Annotated in this window: 22 protein-coding genes; all 22 read left to right on the top strand. The window is 65.9% G+C overall.

The features are described 5' to 3' along the window. The first annotated feature begins 32 nt into the window (after nt 1-32). The 22 genes from ACIP79_RS00535 (at nt 33) to ACIP79_RS00430 (ending at nt 16,867) form a co-directional block, all read left to right on the top strand. Nucleotides 33-1,391 carry an AAA family ATPase gene (locus tag ACIP79_RS00535; protein ID WP_401217266.1) on the top strand — a complete coding sequence of 453 codons (1,359 nt, stop codon included), beginning with the start codon at nt 33-35 and terminating at the stop codon, nt 1,389-1,391. A 1,000-nt stretch (nt 1,392-2,391) separates the two neighbouring features. Continuing rightward, nucleotides 2,392-2,544: a hypothetical protein gene (locus tag ACIP79_RS00530; RefSeq protein ID WP_401217263.1), complete on the top strand. Its 153-nt coding sequence runs from the start codon at nt 2,392-2,394 to the stop codon at nt 2,542-2,544. Next, entirely contained in the window at nt 2,541-3,263 is a 723-nt protein-coding gene (locus ACIP79_RS00525; RefSeq protein ID WP_401217260.1) for a hypothetical protein, read from the top strand. The genes ACIP79_RS00530 and ACIP79_RS00525 overlap by 4 nt, the downstream gene beginning before the upstream one ends. Continuing rightward, nucleotides 3,260-3,619, top strand: a complete 360-nt coding sequence (locus tag ACIP79_RS00520) for a DUF6221 family protein (RefSeq protein WP_401217257.1) — start codon at nt 3,260-3,262, stop codon at nt 3,617-3,619. The genes ACIP79_RS00525 and ACIP79_RS00520 overlap by 4 nt, the downstream gene beginning before the upstream one ends. Next, a complete protein-coding gene (locus ACIP79_RS00515; protein WP_401217254.1) occupies nt 3,616-3,756 on the top strand; it encodes a hypothetical protein in 141 nt (46 codons plus the stop codon). Before ACIP79_RS00520 ends, ACIP79_RS00515 begins: the two co-directional genes overlap by 4 nt. A gap of 416 nt (nt 3,757-4,172) precedes the next feature. Beyond that, nucleotides 4,173-5,327, top strand: coding sequence for a transglycosylase family protein (locus ACIP79_RS00510; protein WP_401217251.1), 1,155 nt, complete (start codon nt 4,173-4,175; stop codon nt 5,325-5,327). 58 nt (nt 5,328-5,385) lie between these two features. Continuing rightward, nucleotides 5,386-5,682: a hypothetical protein gene (locus tag ACIP79_RS00505; protein WP_401217248.1), complete on the top strand. Its 297-nt coding sequence runs from the start codon at nt 5,386-5,388 to the stop codon at nt 5,680-5,682. Between the two features lie 390 nt (nt 5,683-6,072). Next, nucleotides 6,073-6,345 (top strand): hypothetical protein, encoded by a 273-nt coding sequence (locus tag ACIP79_RS00500; RefSeq protein ID WP_401217245.1) that lies wholly within the window; start codon nt 6,073-6,075, stop codon nt 6,343-6,345. Further along, entirely contained in the window at nt 6,345-6,800 is a 456-nt protein-coding gene (locus tag ACIP79_RS00495; RefSeq protein WP_401217243.1) for an AAA family ATPase, read from the top strand. Before ACIP79_RS00500 ends, ACIP79_RS00495 begins: the two co-directional genes overlap by 1 nt. A gap of 46 nt (nt 6,801-6,846) precedes the next feature. Continuing rightward, on the top strand, nt 6,847-7,227 hold the full coding sequence (locus ACIP79_RS00490; protein WP_401217241.1) for a hypothetical protein: 381 nt from the start codon (nt 6,847-6,849) through the stop codon (nt 7,225-7,227). Beyond that, nucleotides 7,227-8,000, top strand: coding sequence for a hypothetical protein (locus tag ACIP79_RS00485; RefSeq protein ID WP_401217238.1), 774 nt, complete (start codon nt 7,227-7,229; stop codon nt 7,998-8,000). Before ACIP79_RS00490 ends, ACIP79_RS00485 begins: the two co-directional genes overlap by 1 nt. A 9-nt stretch (nt 8,001-8,009) precedes the next feature. Beyond that, entirely contained in the window at nt 8,010-8,279 is a 270-nt protein-coding gene (locus ACIP79_RS00480) for a hypothetical protein (RefSeq protein ID WP_401217234.1), read from the top strand. Further along, nucleotides 8,276-8,776 (top strand): hypothetical protein, encoded by a 501-nt coding sequence (locus tag ACIP79_RS00475; RefSeq protein ID WP_401217231.1) that lies wholly within the window; start codon nt 8,276-8,278, stop codon nt 8,774-8,776. Before ACIP79_RS00480 ends, ACIP79_RS00475 begins: the two co-directional genes overlap by 4 nt. Nucleotides 8,777-8,793: 17 nt before the next feature. Continuing rightward, nucleotides 8,794-10,044, top strand: a complete 1,251-nt coding sequence (locus ACIP79_RS00470; RefSeq protein WP_401217228.1) for a hypothetical protein — start codon at nt 8,794-8,796, stop codon at nt 10,042-10,044. Next, nucleotides 10,041-10,352 carry a hypothetical protein gene (locus tag ACIP79_RS00465; protein WP_401217225.1) on the top strand — a complete coding sequence of 104 codons (312 nt, stop codon included), beginning with the start codon at nt 10,041-10,043 and terminating at the stop codon, nt 10,350-10,352. The genes ACIP79_RS00470 and ACIP79_RS00465 overlap by 4 nt, the downstream gene beginning before the upstream one ends. Beyond that, complete coding sequence (locus ACIP79_RS00460) at nt 10,349-11,923, top strand: terminase (RefSeq protein ID WP_401217222.1); 1,575 nt, start codon at nt 10,349-10,351, stop codon at nt 11,921-11,923. The genes ACIP79_RS00465 and ACIP79_RS00460 overlap by 4 nt, the downstream gene beginning before the upstream one ends. Before the next feature lie 2 nt (nt 11,924-11,925). After that, nucleotides 11,926-13,356, top strand: a complete 1,431-nt coding sequence (locus ACIP79_RS00455; protein WP_401217219.1) for a phage portal protein — start codon at nt 11,926-11,928, stop codon at nt 13,354-13,356. Beyond that, nucleotides 13,346-14,488 (top strand): HK97 family phage prohead protease, encoded by a 1,143-nt coding sequence (locus ACIP79_RS00450; protein ID WP_401217216.1) that lies wholly within the window; start codon nt 13,346-13,348, stop codon nt 14,486-14,488. Before ACIP79_RS00455 ends, ACIP79_RS00450 begins: the two co-directional genes overlap by 11 nt. A gap of 64 nt (nt 14,489-14,552) precedes the next feature. Beyond that, nucleotides 14,553-15,842 carry a phage major capsid protein gene (locus tag ACIP79_RS00445; protein ID WP_401217213.1) on the top strand — a complete coding sequence of 430 codons (1,290 nt, stop codon included), beginning with the start codon at nt 14,553-14,555 and terminating at the stop codon, nt 15,840-15,842. 111 nt (nt 15,843-15,953) lie between these two features. Further along, nucleotides 15,954-16,340: a hypothetical protein gene (locus ACIP79_RS00440; RefSeq protein WP_401217210.1), complete on the top strand. Its 387-nt coding sequence runs from the start codon at nt 15,954-15,956 to the stop codon at nt 16,338-16,340. Next, on the top strand, nt 16,340-16,588 hold the full coding sequence (locus tag ACIP79_RS00435; RefSeq protein WP_401217207.1) for a hypothetical protein: 249 nt from the start codon (nt 16,340-16,342) through the stop codon (nt 16,586-16,588). Before ACIP79_RS00440 ends, ACIP79_RS00435 begins: the two co-directional genes overlap by 1 nt. A gap of 30 nt (nt 16,589-16,618) precedes the next feature. Beyond that, nucleotides 16,619-16,867: a hypothetical protein gene (locus ACIP79_RS00430; protein WP_401217205.1), complete on the top strand. Its 249-nt coding sequence runs from the start codon at nt 16,619-16,621 to the stop codon at nt 16,865-16,867. Nucleotides 16,868-16,869 lie beyond the last annotated feature (2 nt).

Here is a 16,869-nt window from a genome sequence, read left to right as displayed (position 1 = left end):
GACACCGGCAACAGGACGAAAGGCACACGGCCGTGACGGAGACAGCAGGCCAAGTGCCTTCACCGGAAAGGGCCCGGGAAGCGGTCCTGGGGGCGCTGAGCCCCTCCCTGGCGAACGCATATCTGAGTGCTGACCCGGAGCTTCGGGAACTCGTCTGGAAGCTCCTGGGGGGTGAATCGTCAGGGCTTCCTTTCGTCGGTGTCGAACACGTCGCCGCCATTGAAGAGATCAACCGCGAGCGGGATTACCTGGAACGGCTGACTCAGAGCTCGCTCGCCAAACGCAAGGCCGACGCCGCGTCGAAACGGATTCTCGAAGCAGAGCGGGCCGGCGACGTCACCGCGCGGCTCAGGGCGAGCCTGTACACCGCCGCACAGCTCGACAGCATTCCCCCTGTCGAATATCTCGCCCCGTCACTTCTCGCGAAGGATTCCCTGGCATGGCTGTACGGCGACCCCGGCTGTTACAAGAGCTTCGCAGCACTGGATCTCGCCGCATGCGTCGCGCTCGGCTGCGGCATCTCGTGGGCAGGCATCCCGACGGTGGCGGCGCCAGTCCTCTACGTGGCCGCGGAGGGCTCCGCGGGCATCCGCAAGCGCGTACGGGCGTGGGAGGCGATGACCGGCCTGCCGCTTGGCGACCGCATCACCTATCTGACGATGGCGCCGAACCTGGTGGAAGAGCCGTACCTGAACGCCGTGCTGGAGATCTGCAAGGAAGTCAGACCCGGCCTGGTGATCATCGACACGCAGTCCAGGGTCACACCGGGACTCGAAGAGAACGGCTCCGTCATGGGGCTGTACGTCGAAGCCGTCGACCGGATCAGGCAGGAGACGGCCGCGTGCGTCCTGACGCTGCACCACACCACGAAGGGCACGGAGGTGTTGCGCGGGCACGGCTCGCTGTTCGGCGCCGCGGACACGGTCCTGTACATGTCGCGGACCGCCACGGAGGAACGGTTCGCCAAGATTCAGATCAAGAAGCAGAAGGACGACGACGACTCCCTGTTCTGGAACGTGGGACTGCGCGTCCAGCACTTCTGCGGATTGCCGCACGACCAGGAGCACGACGGCCGCGAGTGCAGCTCACTCGTGATCAATGCGGCGCACTGGTCCGACGTGATCGATGCGCAGACGACCAGCTTCGAGAAGGTCCGGCTCATGGTGCTGAATCTGGAGCCGGACAAGGTCGTGACGAAGAAGGTCGTCATGGACCTCACGGGGGTCCCCGACTCGACCGTGAAGCGCTGTCTCCGGACGCTCTGCGAAGAGCGGATCCTCACGAAAACCGGCGTCGGGAACGACGTCGCATATTTCCGTCCGTCGCAGACCCTCGACGACGCCGCAGGTCAGGCTGCGGCTCACTCTGCGGCTCATGATCGCGAAAAGTGAGCCGCTGGATAGTACACGTATCTCATCTTCGCAGGTCAGGAAGCGGCTCACTGCGGCTCATGATCCTTTACGTGCGGCTCACGGAGTCGCCATTTTTCCCGGTCCCGAATCAGGTGCGGCTCACTTGCAAAAAATCATGAGCCGCACATGCACCAGCTTTGACCAGCGCTTATAGATAGATGCCCTATGTAGCGGCTCACTGCGGCTCACTCTCTGAGCCGCTCGGAGCCTCCCCGCGGCTCGCAGCTCACCCCCCTTATAGGGGTGAGTGAGCCGGGGCTTGAGCCGCAAAAGGAAGGAAGGAAGAAATAAACGATCATCTGCTCGACACCGCGATAAAGATCGCGACATGCAACAGGTGCGGCGCCGTCGTGCTGGCCGCATCCGTCTCCGGACTCGCGACGGCAGCAGACCCCCAGCCGCTGGACGTCGATGCGTACCGGGCGGCGCTGATCGCCGGACTGACGACCTACGACGTGATCACACAGTCGGGGCGCCCGTGGAAGCTCCGCGCCCGCACCGCCGCAGTGGCGGGGTCGAAGCACCAGATCGTTGCGGCGCATCCCTGCGGCGCAGCCGGCCAGGATGCCGCGGCAGTCTCGGAGCTGGTCGCGGACCCTCCCCGAGCCCGTGTGAGCGCCACTGGGCACCAGGGCCTGCACTCTGCCTTCGCCCAGCCTCAGGCGGGCTACGACCTCCGGAATCCTGCGAGCGCTGCGACAAGCCGCCGTTCTGACCCCAGCGACTGGGCGCACCGCTGCGCGGCCTGCCGTCAGCGGATCCAGCCTGGAGAGCCCTACTGGGCGATAGATCACGAACAGCTGCACTGGGCGCAGCACGACACCTGCCCGTAGTTACCGGTCGGTTAACTCCCTGACGCTCCGGACCCCCCTGTCGGGTCCCTGGCGCCGCCCGAGCCCTGCGCGTCGCCGTGGCGCGCCAGGAACTTGCGGGACGGGGCCATTCCCAGTCCGGCCCAACCTCCCCTGAGAGGCATGCCATGAATGTCCATCAGAGACTCGCCGAGAGCCTGCACCGCGAGGTGCACCCGATGGGGCCGCGCCTCGCCCGCTGCCCGTTCCACGACGGCCCGACCTTCACCGAGCGTGCCCGACGCCTGCTGATCTGGATCGCGAGTGCGGCGCGTTCATGACCGACGCCGAATTCATCGCCTCCCTTGTCGGCCAACTCGCCGCCGGCTGGGAAGAGCGCATCGAATACCAGGTGCCCATCAAGAGACACGCGAAGCTGTGTTCCGTCATGCAGGCTGCCATGGCGCCTGCACGGCGGAAGCATTACCAATGCGAATGCCCCGAGCAGTTCGAAGCGCGGGCGCGGACGGTCCAGTTGCCATCCCTTATCGACCAATTGCAAGAGGCCATTGCCGAACCTGTTTCCATGCATGGCGGTGACGGAGCGTCAGGCGCGAAGCCACATTCCAATCCGCCCGGCAATCAAGAGGCGCTGGACTTGCTACTCAGCGTGAAAAGCGATGCTTACGAAAGCTATCTGGTGCTCAGGAGAGCGCTTTATCCGACCCATGCCGCACAAGGGCATCCTCCCGTCGTCAGCGCGCTGCGGGCGCTGCCCGACTGGTGCGCCATGGCGAGTGAGGACGGGCATGGAGAGCTCGTTTGCGAAGTGAAGGAACGTTTGCGCAAACGGGTCCGCTCAGCCCGGATCGTCCTCGGCTACGACACCCCGCAGCGGATGCTCGCGGACTCGCTCTGCGGCGAATGCGGCGGCGCGCTGATCGTCGCTGACGACGCGTCCACCGACGTACGGTGCATCGGCACGCCCGACGCGGCGCCGTGCGGCACCCGTTACTACCGGTGGCAGTGGATTGAACTCTTGGAAGGGGAGGGTGCGTGAGCGATCTTGTTGCGTTCCTGCGGGCGCGGATCATGGAAGATCAGGAGATCGCGGCTGATGCTGCGGTTGCGGGCTGGGACAGCGAGGCCGCAGACGAGGGGAATGCGACGGCTCGTCACGTGATCCGGCACGGGCCCGTGCGTGTGCTGGCGGACGCTCCGGCCAGGCAGAGGCTCGTTGACACGGTCTTTGCGTATGAGGCGAAGATCGATGGGGAATGGGGCTGCGGTCACAGTCCGGATGCCATTGAGGCAGGGATGTGCCCGGAGACGGACCCGGATGCGATCGAGGCGCTGAAGCTGCTCGCCGTGGCGTATGACGGGCATCCCGACTACCGCGAGGAGTGGCGGCCGTGAGTGCGTGGCGCAACTACTGGCAGGCGTACGGCGTCGGATACGGGCTGTTCCAGGCGTTCATGGTCACCATGTGGGTTGCCAGCGGGCTCGGCCTGTTCGGCACCCTGGCGTGGATGGTGTGGGAGTCGCTGTCGTGAGGCTCGCCGACACTGAGGCCGCCTGTCTCTACTGGGGCTGTTCGCGCCGTGTCCTGTTCAAGTGGGCCGGTGAGGGTCGGCTGCACCGCTACGGCACGCGAGCGCGGCGTCTCTGGGACCTGGACGCCATGGATGCGCGTGCTCCTGGAGAGCCGCTCCCCGAACCACCTCGAAAGGGGGTGATTGACGTGTAACGGGACCTAGTGCACTATCGAGTCGTACCAGGCGTGCCCGTAGAGGCCGCCTGACGTGACTTCAGGGCCCGCCGCGAGCGGGCCTTTTTGCTGTGACGCGTCGCTCCCGATGAGCGACAGCGCCGGATCTGAGCCGCCCCTGCGAGGGCGGCTTTTCTTATGCCCGCAGATAGCGGGTGGTCTGTGGGGGAGCGGACCCAACACCCATCGGAGATCTCTCACATGGGGCACAGCCGCAACACACACAGGAAGCCGAAGCATGCTGCTGCAAAGCGCGTGCTGGCATCCACCGCCGTTACCGGCATTGTCGGTACGAGTCTCACCGTCGCCACGGCAGGCACGGCGGATGGGGCGTCGGTGAGCGTGTGGGACCGAGTTGCCGAATGCGAATCCGGCAACAACTGGAAGATCAACACCGGCAATGGGTACTACGGGGGCTTGCAGTTCAGCGCAAGCACCTGGAGTGCCTACGGCGGCGGCGCGTACGCCACGACCGCCGATCTCGCCACGAAGACTCAGCAGATCCTCATAGCTGAGAAGGTGCTCGCCGCACAGGGTCCCGGAGCGTGGCCTACGTGCAGCGTCAAGGCAGGTCTCACCAGAGGCGGCGGCGCACCCTTCAGCGCCAAGATGGCGCCCAAGGCGGTACCTGTCGCGCCCAAGAGTGCGCCGGCCAAGCCGAAGGCGGGCACCGCGACGAGGGCGGTGTCCTTCGCCAGGTCAAAGATCGGCAGTCCGTACCTGTGGGGCGGCAACGGGCCACGCGCGTACGACTGTTCAGGGCTCACCTCCGCAGCATGGCGGGCCGCGGGCATCAACATCCCGCGCACCGCTGACGCGCAGTGGAAGAACCTGCCGCGCGTCTCCATGCACAGCCTCAAGCCCGGCGACCTGGTGGCGTTCGGCTACAGCCACAGCTATGCCGACCACATCGGGATGTACGTGGGCGGCGGCATGCTCATTGACACTGCCTCGCGGAACCCCGGTGGCGGTGTCGGTATCGGCAAGCTCAGCTCCCGCACGGGGGGCGGCTCGTGGCATGCCCTGGGCGCGGTACGGCCGCAGGGTTCGACGCAAGGGGCTGCCGTCAAGAAGGCGCCCCCTGTCGTGACGAATGAGGGCGTGCCCGACAAGCCCAATGCGGCGCCCAAGTCGAAGCCGGCTGCCGGGACCAAGGCGGCGCCCCGCACCAAGAGGGCGCCGACAACGTGGGGCGGCAAGGCGTACAAGGTGCGTGCGGGTGACTACCTGCACCGCATCGCCGTAGCCCACAACGTCAAGGGTGGATGGCAGGCGCTGTACGCGGCCAACCGCAGTGTCGTTGGCGGTAACCCGCATCTGATCTTCCCGGATCAGGTGCTGACCATCCCGCAGTAGATATCTCGCTTGTGCTGCCTGAGTCGGCACGCTGTGCCCCCATGTCCGGAGGTGCAGCGTGTCGACAGCCAAGACCGCAGGACGCAGCGGTGCGCGGTGGCGCGCTGCGGTCGCGTTCCTCAAGCGCGAGGCGCCGTCGATCTGTCATCGCTGCGGTGAAGCAATCGATCAGTCGTTGCACTACCTGCACCCGCACGCCTGGCAGGCAGACCATGTGCCGCCGCTGCCGGTACTCGTGGCTCGCGGCGACGATCCCGATGACGTCCAGTGGCTGAAGCCGGCGCATCGCCGGTGCAACATCATCGCGGGCAACAAACGATCACCCTCGCCCGTGATCGCTTCGCGGCGATGGTGATCACGATGGCGGCGAGGATCATGCGCATAATTATGTGATCGTTATGCATGCATAAATGATGTATGGATATACCGAATAAGCGATCTCGAATTCCTGCATTAAAACACTCCCGGGGAGTTCAGGGGAATAGCGAAAGTGCAGGTCAGGGCTTGATCGCTGAGTGTAGGGGGGTGGGTATGCACCCTAAGATCCACTTCCCTGGCGACCCGGAGCCCTTATGGCCCGGTTAACCCTCTACCGAAAATGCCTGCATAATCGCAGGTCAGAGGCCTGATCCTTTATGCAGCGCCTATGCATGGATCGGGCCGCATAGATCCAGAAGCGGATATGCAGCCGTTTATGCAGTCCGCATGAATATCCAGCGCATAAAGGCGGACGGGGGTATTCGCTGTGGCTACCGACTGGCTCAAGGATCCGGACGCCGTTCTCGACTGGGTTTGGGACTGGTCGGACTGGCTTGCCCCCGGCGAGACGATCACGACTTCCGACTTCACCGTGTCCGCGGGGCTCGATCTCGACAGCGACAGCAATACCCTGTCGAGCGCGACGGCTTGGCTTTCCGGCGGCGAGCCCGGCACTCCCTATCTGGTCGCGAACCGCATCACGACTTCCGCGGGCCGGACCGACGAACGCTCGATCACGATCCGCGTCAAGAACCGCTGATGCTCGTTGTCGTCATCGGTCCGCCTTGCGGCGGCAAGTCGAGCTGGGTTCGCGAACATGCCGAGCGCGGCGACATCGTCATCGATTACGACCGCATCGCCAACGCCCTTGCCGCAGAGGGGCCCTTTGAGTGGGGCTTCAGGCGGCCCTTCGCCAAGGTCGCCTACGAGGCGCGCCAGGCTGCAATCAACGAGGCACTGCGGCACATCGCGACGCTCGACGTCTACGTCATCCACTCGGTCCCCCGGCCGGCGGTCATGGACCGCTACCGGAAATGCGGCGCCAAGGTGGTCGTCGTCGACCCCGGCCGCGAAGTCGTTGAAGCGCGCTGCCGCGAAGAGCGGCCCGCGGACTCCATGGACGCAGTGAAGCGCTGGTACAGCTCTGGCCTGAGGCCGCGGCCGGTGGCGCGCACTGAAGTTGCGCCGGCGACGGCAAGGTCCCGCAAATGGTGAAAGGAATGTAATGGCTGTTCAGCTAGCTACCGCAACCGTCAACGCCATGGCTGACGCAGCCGTGGACCTGGTCGACGGCGGCGCGGGCGCCGGGACCATCAAGATCTACACTGCGACGCAGCCCGCGAACGCGAACACGGCGGTGTCTGCTCAGACGCTGCTGGCGACCTTCACTCTGGACGACCCCGCATTTGGCGCCGCGAGCGCGGGAGTTGCCACGCTGGCCGCGGTTCCGCTGACGACTACGGGATTGGCTGCCGGTACCGCCGCGTGGTTCCGCTGCGCGAGTAGCACGCCGGGCACGGTCTTCGACGGCAGCGTCACCGCCACGGGCGGCGGCGGGCAGTTGCAGCTCAATACGACGACGATCAGCGTCGGTGTCAACGTGGAGATCACGAGCGGCACCTTCACGATGCCCGCTTCCTGATGCCCATCGCATTCCAGAGCGCCACCACGGCCACCGGAAACAACGGCGGGAACAACGCGGCAACCGTCACGATCAACGTCCCGGCGGGCACCGTCAATGGCGACATGCTGATCCTGGGCGTAGTCGTCTCCGAGGCCGCGGGCGTCGCGCCGACATGCGCGGGCTGGACGCAGAAGGCTACGCATAACGGCGTCCAGGACGGCGCCGGCCCGCCGCCGTATGACGCGGACCTCACGACGACTCTGTTCTACCGGCGGGCATCCTCGGAGCCCGCTTCGTACAACGTTCTGACGGACGGTACGTACGGCAACTACGCGGCTCTCGCGATGCTCCGGTACACCGGCGTGATTTCGGCAGGGGACCCGTTCCGCACGTCGGCAACGGTGTCCCGGACCAACGCGAACCCCTTCTCGGCAAGCCAGACGTCAGCCACGCTCAGCGGCGTGCAGGCCACGGACATGGCGCTGCACCTCTCCGGGACCGCCATGGGCGGCTGGAACACGAACGCGTACGACTTGGCTGGGCCGGGCGGCGGCTGGACTGAGCGCGGCGAGGTCTACATGACCACGAACAGCACCGGAAAGCCCGCGGTTCTTTTCCTCGAACAGCTGGGCACCGGCACGGCGCCCGTCATTACCGGCACCGGCACGGCTGTCACTGCAAGCAATGTCTATTGGGTATTCGCCGCAGGCGCCCTGATGGCAGAGCCAGTCGCGGCGGCAAAGAATGCGCGAGTTACTACAACGGCTGTGCGCCGTGCTTCTACTTGGTGAGGTGGGCAAATGGCTGCTCTTGACCCGAACCGGTATCCGTTGATGTGGATGAATGGCGAGTCAGACCGCGTCGCTCTGTATGCCCTGCGGGATGTCAGCGCGACGGACACCGTCGATGTCATTCAGCAGTTCACTATCATCAAGCGTGCTGTGATCATGGGTACGACTGTCGCTGCGGCGGTCGGCGCTTCGATCTCCGGTACCACGGTGACCGTTCCCGCGGGCGCGAACCGGGATGGGGCATACCTGCTGGTCTACGGCGTGGCCGGTGTGGCGTGAGTCTCTACATCGCCTACAACTGCGCGATCGACGCGACCACTGGCGTGATGGCAGGCACGAGCTACGCCGCGAACGCGAAGGTCGCGATCCAGCTCGCCACCCCGTCGACGACCAGCATTCGGATCGTCGAATGGGGAGTCTCCTTCAGCGGCACCGCCGCGGGAGCGCCCGCGATTTGCACGCTCGCTCAAGCCAGCGCTGCAACAACTTCGATGACCGCGCACAGCACTTCGACCGTGATGCCCATTGGTGACAGCTCGAAAGCCAGCAGCCTCACGATGGGCACGGGGTCCACGGCGTACGGCGCCGTGGCTATCACGACGAACACCACTGAGCGGCAGTTCGGTGGTGCGCTGGTCAGCCCGATGACGCAATACGAGAAGCAGTGGCCTTTGGGGCGCGAGCCCGTCGTCAGTCCGTCGAAGTACTGCCAACTCCGCATCAACACCGCCGCCACGTATACGGCCATCGCGTACATCGTCTTCGAGGAGTGCTGACCCGGAGGCGGTGACGTATGGCCCGTCTCGGTCGCGGACATCCCGCAGGTGCCTACGTCACGACGATCCGTCAGCAGACAGCCGCCGTTGATGTCGACGGCGACCTTGCTGCTACCGCTCCTTCGGTCACCGTTACCGCAGCCGGCTCGCTCGAAGTCTCGGGCACGCTTCCGACGTCAGCGCCCTCTGCGGTCGTCGACGTGGCGGGCGCGGCTGAGACTTCCGGAACCCTGCCGGTGGCGGCCCCGGCTGCTGTCGTTGCCGTAGCGGGCGAAGTCACGGCCGCGGGCGCCCTGTCCGTTACCGCCCCATCAGTGACGGTTGCAGTCGCTGGCGCCGTGGAAGCCGCCGGCGTTCTGACCGCGCCGGCACCTTCCGCCACGGTCGCTACCGCTGGCGCCGTGGAGGCCACGGCCACGCTGGACGCAGTCGCGCCGCTGCCCGTAGTCAACCTGCTGGGGCAGTCGCCGTACGCGCTGCGCGTCGTCGCCCCGTCACCGCACTTCTTCGCGGTCGGCGGCACTACGGACCTGGTGGACGTCACGGCGCCTGCCGTGACGGTTGCGATGCACGGCGTCGCTGCTGTTACCGGCGAGAGCGACACCGCGGCACCTTCCGCCACGGTCGCTACCGCTGGCGCCGTGGAGGCCGCGGCCACGCTCCCCGTCGCGGCGCCGTCCGCAACCGTCAGTGTCGCTGGACTTTCGACAGCCGAGGGCGCGTCGTCGACCGTCGCCCCGGTGCCCGTCGTATCGCTGAACGGCGAAGCCGCGGTAGCCGGTACAGCGGGCGTCACGGCGCCGATCGCACAGTCCGCGGCTGTCGGCGGCGCGTTCCTTGACGGCGCGCTCGCGGCGGCGGCTCCGCTGCCCACCGTGGCCGTTCCGACCGTGGTGAGGACCCGCGGCCCGTTGGCCGCTCAGGCGCCGTCAGCGGCGCTGTCCGGGGCTGGCGCGGTTGCGGCGCCCGGCGTGCTGTCGACGGTCGCGCCGCGCGCGCAGGCGAGCGTCCAGGGCGTTGTGTCGTTCTCTGGCGCGCTCGCCGTGACTGCTCCTGCCGCGGCGTTCACCGGCTTCGTAGAGACACGCGTCACCGGCCCCCGCGTTGTGGTCGTGGACGGGGAGCCGCGGACGCTCGAAGTTCCCGCAGAGCGGCGCGCGGTCGCCGTAGTCGATGAGCCCCGCGCCCTGGTGGTGCCCTCCGAAGAACGCATGGTTCTGGTTGCCGCCGAGCCCCGAGCGCTGGAACTGGCAGGTGACTTCGGATGAGTGACGTTCCGTTCGCTGACGCCATCGCCGACGGCACCAAGCGGCAGCAGCTCGAAGCGATCCGCGACCGGCTCGCTATGGAGATGTCCGGCGACATCGAGTGCTGTGAGTGCGGCAAGATGCGCCGCTCTTCGGGATCGGAGACGGCGGCACTCGCGCTGCGCTTGGTCAAAGTCCTGGAGTCGCTCGAAAGCATCCCGGACGCAACCGCTGTGTCGCGGGTCGATGAGCTGATGGCGCGCCGTACGGGCGGCGCCCCGAGCGCGGCACGGCGCCAGGGCGGCAGGCGTAGGGGCAGGACGACGTGACCGGCGTCGTCATACCGGGGCGCGGTTCGCAGACGCCCCGGATCCTCAGCGTGCCCCCGCAGGTGTCGAGCGCTGGCGCCGACGTCGCGGAGCTTGCTGAGATCGCAGGTCTCCCCATGGACCCGTGGCAGCGCTTTGTCCTGGACAAGGCCTTGGGGCAGCGCGCCGACGGCACTTGGTCCGCCTTCGAGGTGGGGCTCATCGTCGGACGTCAGAACGGCAAGGGTGCCGTCCTGGAAGCCATTGAGCTGGGCTCCCTGTTCCTCTTCGACGAAGAGCTGTGTATTCACTCCGCGCACCTCTTCGACACATCGCTCGAAGCCTTCAAGCGGATCTTGGGTCTGATCGAGAACACTCCGGACCTGGACCGCATGGTCAAGCGGGTATCCCGCTCACACGGCGAAGAGGGCATCGAGGTCTTCCGTGACGGCGCGCTGCGCCGGCTCCGCTTCCGTTCTCGGACCGCGGGGGGTGGGCGCGGCTTCACGTGTGACCGCCTGGTCCTGGACGAAGCCATGGTCCTCACTGACCGCGCGGTCGGGTCGATCCTGCCGACGCTGTCTGCCGTGCCGGATCCGCAGGTCTGGTACACGGGATCGTCCGGCAACAAGGAGTCGTCGGCGCTCGGGCGCGTACGGACGCGGGGGCTCAAGGGTGACGATCCTCGCTTGTGCTACCTGGAGTGGTCCATCGACCCGTGCGGGCAGTTCTGCCCGCCGGGCTGCGAAGAGCACGATGCAGAAACGTTCAAGCTTGATCCGCGGTGGGACCAGGCGGAGGCAGACCGTCAGCTGTCCCGGCTGTATGCGAGCTACCCGAAGGCCAACCCCGGCTTCGGAATCCGCATCGGCGGCGTGTACTCGCCGGAACGCTCCATCGAGCACATCGAAGCAGAGCGCCGCTCGATGTCCGCGGAGGAGTTCGGCCGCGAGCGGCTGGGCATCGGTGACTGGCCCGTCGAAGGTGAGTCGTGGCGGGTCATCGGTGAGTCGTACTGGAAGGCGTGTGTCGACCAACTGTCATCTCCCGTAGGGGAGTTGGCGTTCGGGATCGACCTGTCACCGGACCGCAAGATGGGATGCATCGTCGTCGCGGGACTGACCCCCGACGGACTGACGCATGTCGAGATCACTTCGTCCGACGTGCTCGACCACCGTCCCGGCGATCGCTGGATTGTGCCGCGCGTAGTCGAGCTCGTTGAGCGCTGGAAGCCGAAGGCGATCGTCATCAACAAGGCGAGCCAGGCGGGCGCCCTGATCGCGGCTATCGAGAACCAGGGCGTTGAGGTCGTCTCGCCCACTGTGCGCGAGTACGCGCAGGCCTGTGGCTCGTTCGGCAGTGCGGTCGTTCCGATCCGCGGCAATCACCCGACGCTGGTCCACATCGATCAGGTGCCGCTGACTACCGCCGTGGCGGGGGCTGACAAGCGCGTGACGGCCGGCCTGTGGGCCTGGGACCAGTCGGGGGCTGCCATCGATATCACGCCCTTGCAGGCGGCGACGCTGGCGATGTGGGGACTCCAGCAGAAAGCCAATAAGCCAGTCATCGAAGCCGGTTGCGCATGGGGGTAGCGATGGCGTGGTGGAAAAGGCTCATTCCCTGGGGCAGGCAGAAGGGCTTTACGCAGCCGGATTTTTGGAGTCTCGATGCAGCTCCGTTCGTCACGGGAAGCACTGCGGAGAAGGAGCGGATAGAGACCGATTTCGAAGGCTACGTTGAAGGCGCCTTCAAGAGGAACGGTCCGGTCTTCTCGTGCGTGGTCGCGAGGCAGATGGTTTTCTCTGAAGCCCGGTTCCAGTGGCGGCAGTACAGGAACGGCCGGCCGGGCGATCTCTTCGGCAACGCGGAGCTCGCACTTCTGGAGAACCCCTGGCCATCCGGAACGACCAGCGAGCTTCTGGCGCGCATGGAGCAAGATGCGTCGCTGGCAGGCAATTCGTTCTGGACGAAGACTGACGATCAGGGGCGCTTCGGCAATTCAGCTGCTGGCCCCGGTCTGCGCCTTGCGCGACTTCGTCCGGACTGGGTGTCGATGATCATTGGTTCGCAGAGCGGCGACTACTACGCAGCAGACGCAAAGGTGATCGGATTTCTGTACGAGCCGCGAATGTTCGGCGTCATGGCGTCGGGCACACCTCTCGCCGGCTCGGTCCTGCTGTTGCCGAACGAGGTCGCCCACTACTCGCCGATTCCCGATCCCACGGCGAGATTTCGCGGCATGTCGTGGATGACTCCCGTGCTCAAGGAGATTGAGGCGGACACGGCCTCAACGATCCACAAGAAGACGTTCTTCGACCACGCGGCCGTGCCCAACATGGTCGTGCGCTTCGACAAGGAAGTTTCGCCTGAGTCGTTCGACGGCTTCGTCAAGAAGTTCAAGGCCGGGCATCAGGGCGCCTGGAACGCGTACAAGACGCTGTTTCTCCAGGGCGGCGCTGATGTCACCCCGCTGACGCACGACTTCCGGCAGATGGACTTTTCGGCAACGGTCGGAAAGGGCGAAGCTCGGGTAGCGTCCGCTGCCGGGGTGCCGCCTTCGTGGGTCGGATTCTCGGAGGGGCTTCAGGGTTCCGCACTTAATGCGAGCAACTTCGCTGCGAACAGGCGCCGCTTCGCCGATGGGACAATTCGCTACCTGTGGCGGACCGCTGCTGCGAGTCTTCAGAATCTTGTGACCGTTCCGGCGGGCGCCTCCCTCTGGTTCGATACTCGCGATATCGCATTCCTTCGCGAGGACTCGAAGGACCGTGCAGAGATCACGCGCGTCCAGGCCAACACGATTGACTCTTTGATCAAAGCGGGCTTTGAGCCGGATGCTGCTGTGGCCGCTGTTCTGAACGAAGACATCGGCCTACTGATCGGCCATCACACCGGGCTCGTCTCCGTGCAGATGCAGCCGCCCCTTGAAGCGCAGCCCAAACCGCCTGCCCTTCCCGCCGGGCAGTCAGATTCCCCACCAGATGATGAATCCGGTCAGCCGGAAGGACTCGACAATGGAACATAAGAGCCTGCCCGGCGGGCTGGAAATCAAGGACGCGGACAAGGGCATCGTCACGGCGGTCTTTTCCACCATGAATGTGCGCGACCTCGACGGGGATTATACCCGCGAGGGCGCATTCACTGATGGCGCGAAAGTGGCTATCAGTGCGTACGGGCACAAGAGCTGGGACGGCGCGCTGCCGGTCGGCAAGGGCGTTGTTCGCGTCAAGGGCAAGAAGGCCGTGCTGGAAGGCCAGTTCTTCATGAACACGCAGCACGGCAAGGACACCTTCGAGACCGTCAAGGCGCTGGCAGAGGAAGGCCTTGGTGAGTGGTCCTACGGCTTCGACATCGAAGAGCACTCCTACGGCAAGGAAGGCGACCAGCGCGTTCGCTACCTGGACCGCCTGACGGTTCATGAGGTGTCGCCCGTCCTGCGAGGCGCCGGCGTCAATACGCGCACGCTGTCGACGAAGGGCCGCACCGTGACCGACGACGATGAGCCGAAGACAGGCACCGCGGTCCGCGGTCCGATTCCCTACGCCGAGACCGAGATCCTGACGCGAGCATGGGACGGAGCCGGGACCGTCAAGGGTCTCGCCGACGACTCGCGGCCCTCCCAGCTCCGCAGCGTCTTCGCATGGGTCGACCCCGACGGGGACCCGGAGCTGAAGTCCTCCTACCGGTTCGCGCACCACCACGGCGTGGACGGGCCGGCCAACCTCCGCGCGTGCCTTCAGGGCATCGCGGAACTCAACGGCGCACACGGAGACTCCGGCATTCCGGAGAAGGACCGCGACGCCGTTTACAAGCATCTGTCGGCGCACCTGCTCGACGCCGACAGGGAGCCCCCGGAGCTGCGTTCAGCCGCCGGTGGCGTGAAGGGCAAGCAGAGGTTCGCCGACCAGGCCATAGACGTCATGGCCAACGTGTCGAGCCTGATCGATCGTGCGACGGGGGTCATGGCTTTCCGGGCGCAAAAGGGCAAGGGCATGTCGCAGGGTTCCGCAGATCTCCTTAGCTGGATCACGGATGACCTGAAGCGACTCGATGCCCTGCTGACAAATCCCGTTGACGATGCCGAGCCGGATGAGCCGAGCGCCGAAGAGAAGGCCTCGCTGTTCGTGCAGTCGCTCGCGCTGCTCAACGACTTCTAAAAGAAACGTTCCCTCAAAGCCTCTGTGAACCGGGGGCTTTTTTCATGCCCGAAAACGGAGAGCCATGTACAACGACTCTGATCGGATTGTCGAATTTCCGGCACTGAAGCAGGCACAGGAGAAGCTCGACGAGAAGCGCAAGGGCCTCGCCGGCATCCTCTCCGAGGCCGGCCCTGAGTACGACATGTCGAAGGTCAAGTCTCTTTCGGGGGACACGACCGCGAAGGTCGAAGAGATCCGCAAGATGAACGCGGAGATCATCGACTGCAAGGCGAAGGTGGACGAACTCCTTGTCGTCGGTCGTGCCGCGGCAGCCGCGCAGGACACCGGTGACGGCGCGGAGGGCGGCGACGGCGCCAAGGGCAAGGGACGCGAGCCCGAGCGCAAGGGCGGTCGCGGTTTCATCGACCTGGGCCGCGAGTTCGCCGACTCGACCGCCTTCAAGAACTACCAGCGCGGTAGCGGTATGGGTCCTCAGGCCACGCTCGACATCAGCCTGAAGACGCTGATGGAAACCCCGGCGGGCTGGGACTCGGAAGACGTGCGGACCGGCCGCGTCGAGCTCATGGCCACCAGGCCTTCGGTCCACGTCGCGGCGTACTTCCCGCACACCACGACCGGCATGTCTGCGGTGGTCTACATGGAAGAGACCACCTACACGAACAACGCGGCGGAGACGGCGGAGGCGAACCAGGCGGACAACCAGGGCGCCTACCCCGAGTCGGCGCTCGCGCTCACCGAGCGCCAGGAGCCGGTGCGCAAAGTTGCGACCTTCCTGCCCGTCACGGACGAGCAGTTCGAGGACGAGCCGCGCGCGCAGGGCTACGTGAACAACCGCCTGCCGTACATGATTCAGCAGCGGCTCGACTCCCAGCTTCTCGTGGGCAACGGCACTGCACCGAACCTGCGCGGCACCGAGAACGTCGTGGGCATCCAGACTCAGGCGCTTGGCGCCGACTCGGTCCCGGATGCCATCTACAAGTGCGCGCGGAAGATCCGCGACAACGGCTTTGCTGAGCCGTCCGTCGTCTTCATCGCCCCGTCGAAGTGGGAAGGCGTGCGGCTTCTCAAGACCGCCGACGGACAGTACGTCTGGGGCCACCCGTCGATGGTCGGCCCCTTCACCATCTGGGGAATCCCGGTGGTGGAAACGACTGCCGTCACATCCACGAAGGCAGTCCTGGGCGACTACGCGAACTTCTCGGAACTCGCCATGCGTCGCGGTATCGACGTGCAGGTTTCGAACTCGCACAGCGACTACTTCGTCAAGGGCAAGCTCGCCATTCGCGCGGACATGCGCGCCGCGGCCATCCACTTCCGGCCGAAGGCATTCGGCACGGTCACCGGCCTCTAGGTCTGAATAGCCGGGAGGGTCGCAAATTCGGCCCTCCCGGTGCCCAACTGAAAGGAAAGATTGATGGGCAATATTCAGCCCGGTACTGGAAAGATTGGATCCGGAAATCACGTGGGCCGCGCCAAGTACGCCCGCGCGTACTACGACTTCGCGGTCGACGCTGGCGCCGTCGGCACCATCACCATGCGCGGCGACACCATCCCGAGCGGCGCCATCCTGCTGGACGCCTTCGTCGAGGTCACGACCGCCTTCACCCCCACGACCACCACCACCGTGGCCTTGACGGTGCAGTCTGCCGGCGACCTGCGCGCGGCGGCCCTGACGAACGCCTCGCCTGCCGTCATCTCGACAACCGGCGTGAAGCGACTGCTCGTTGACGCATCGGACGCCGACCTGATCAAGGCCACGGCAGACCGGGCGATCAGTCTCGTCATCGCCGCCGGCGCCGTCACGGCAGGTGTCTGCTCGGTCGTCGTCGGTTACGTGGAGATGGCCTGATGTCCGGCGGCGAGTGGGTCACCATCGACCAGCACTGGTGCCTTGTCGAAGACGGCAGCCGCGTTGTCCCGGAGACGGACCCGGAGGCGCGATGGCTGCACTGGTCGCCCGGCACCGTGGTCCTGCGCGAAGAGGCTGAACGCCTCGGGGCTGTGAAGCCCGCGGCCAAGCCTGCGCCCGCCGAGGCGAAGAAGGCGCCGCCTGCTGCGAACAAGCAGGCGCGCCCCGCGCAGAACAAGGGGCGGTAGGCCGTGGCTGTCGTGGGCGCCGTTGTCGCCGTGGCGACTTCCGCAACGCTTCTCACGGCTGCGGACACCGACAGCGTCTCGGGCCAGTCGATCTATGTGACCAACGCCGGATCGAACCCGATCTTTCTCGGGGGTTCCGGCGTGACCACCGGCACGGGCTATTCGCTCGCGGCCGGTGCAAGTCTCCCGTGGCCCCTGGTCCTGGGAATCGGTGAGGCGCTGTACGGGATCGTCGCCGCGTCCACCGAGAACGCGAAGGTGTTGCGGACGGGGGTCTGAGC

The sequence above is a fragment of the Streptomyces sp. NPDC088747 genome (assembly GCF_044751025.1).
Classification (GTDB): Bacteria; Actinomycetota; Actinomycetes; order Streptomycetales; family Streptomycetaceae; genus Streptomyces.
The sequence above is the reverse complement of the archived record's forward strand: the minus strand, read 5'-3'. Positions and strand labels throughout refer to the sequence as shown.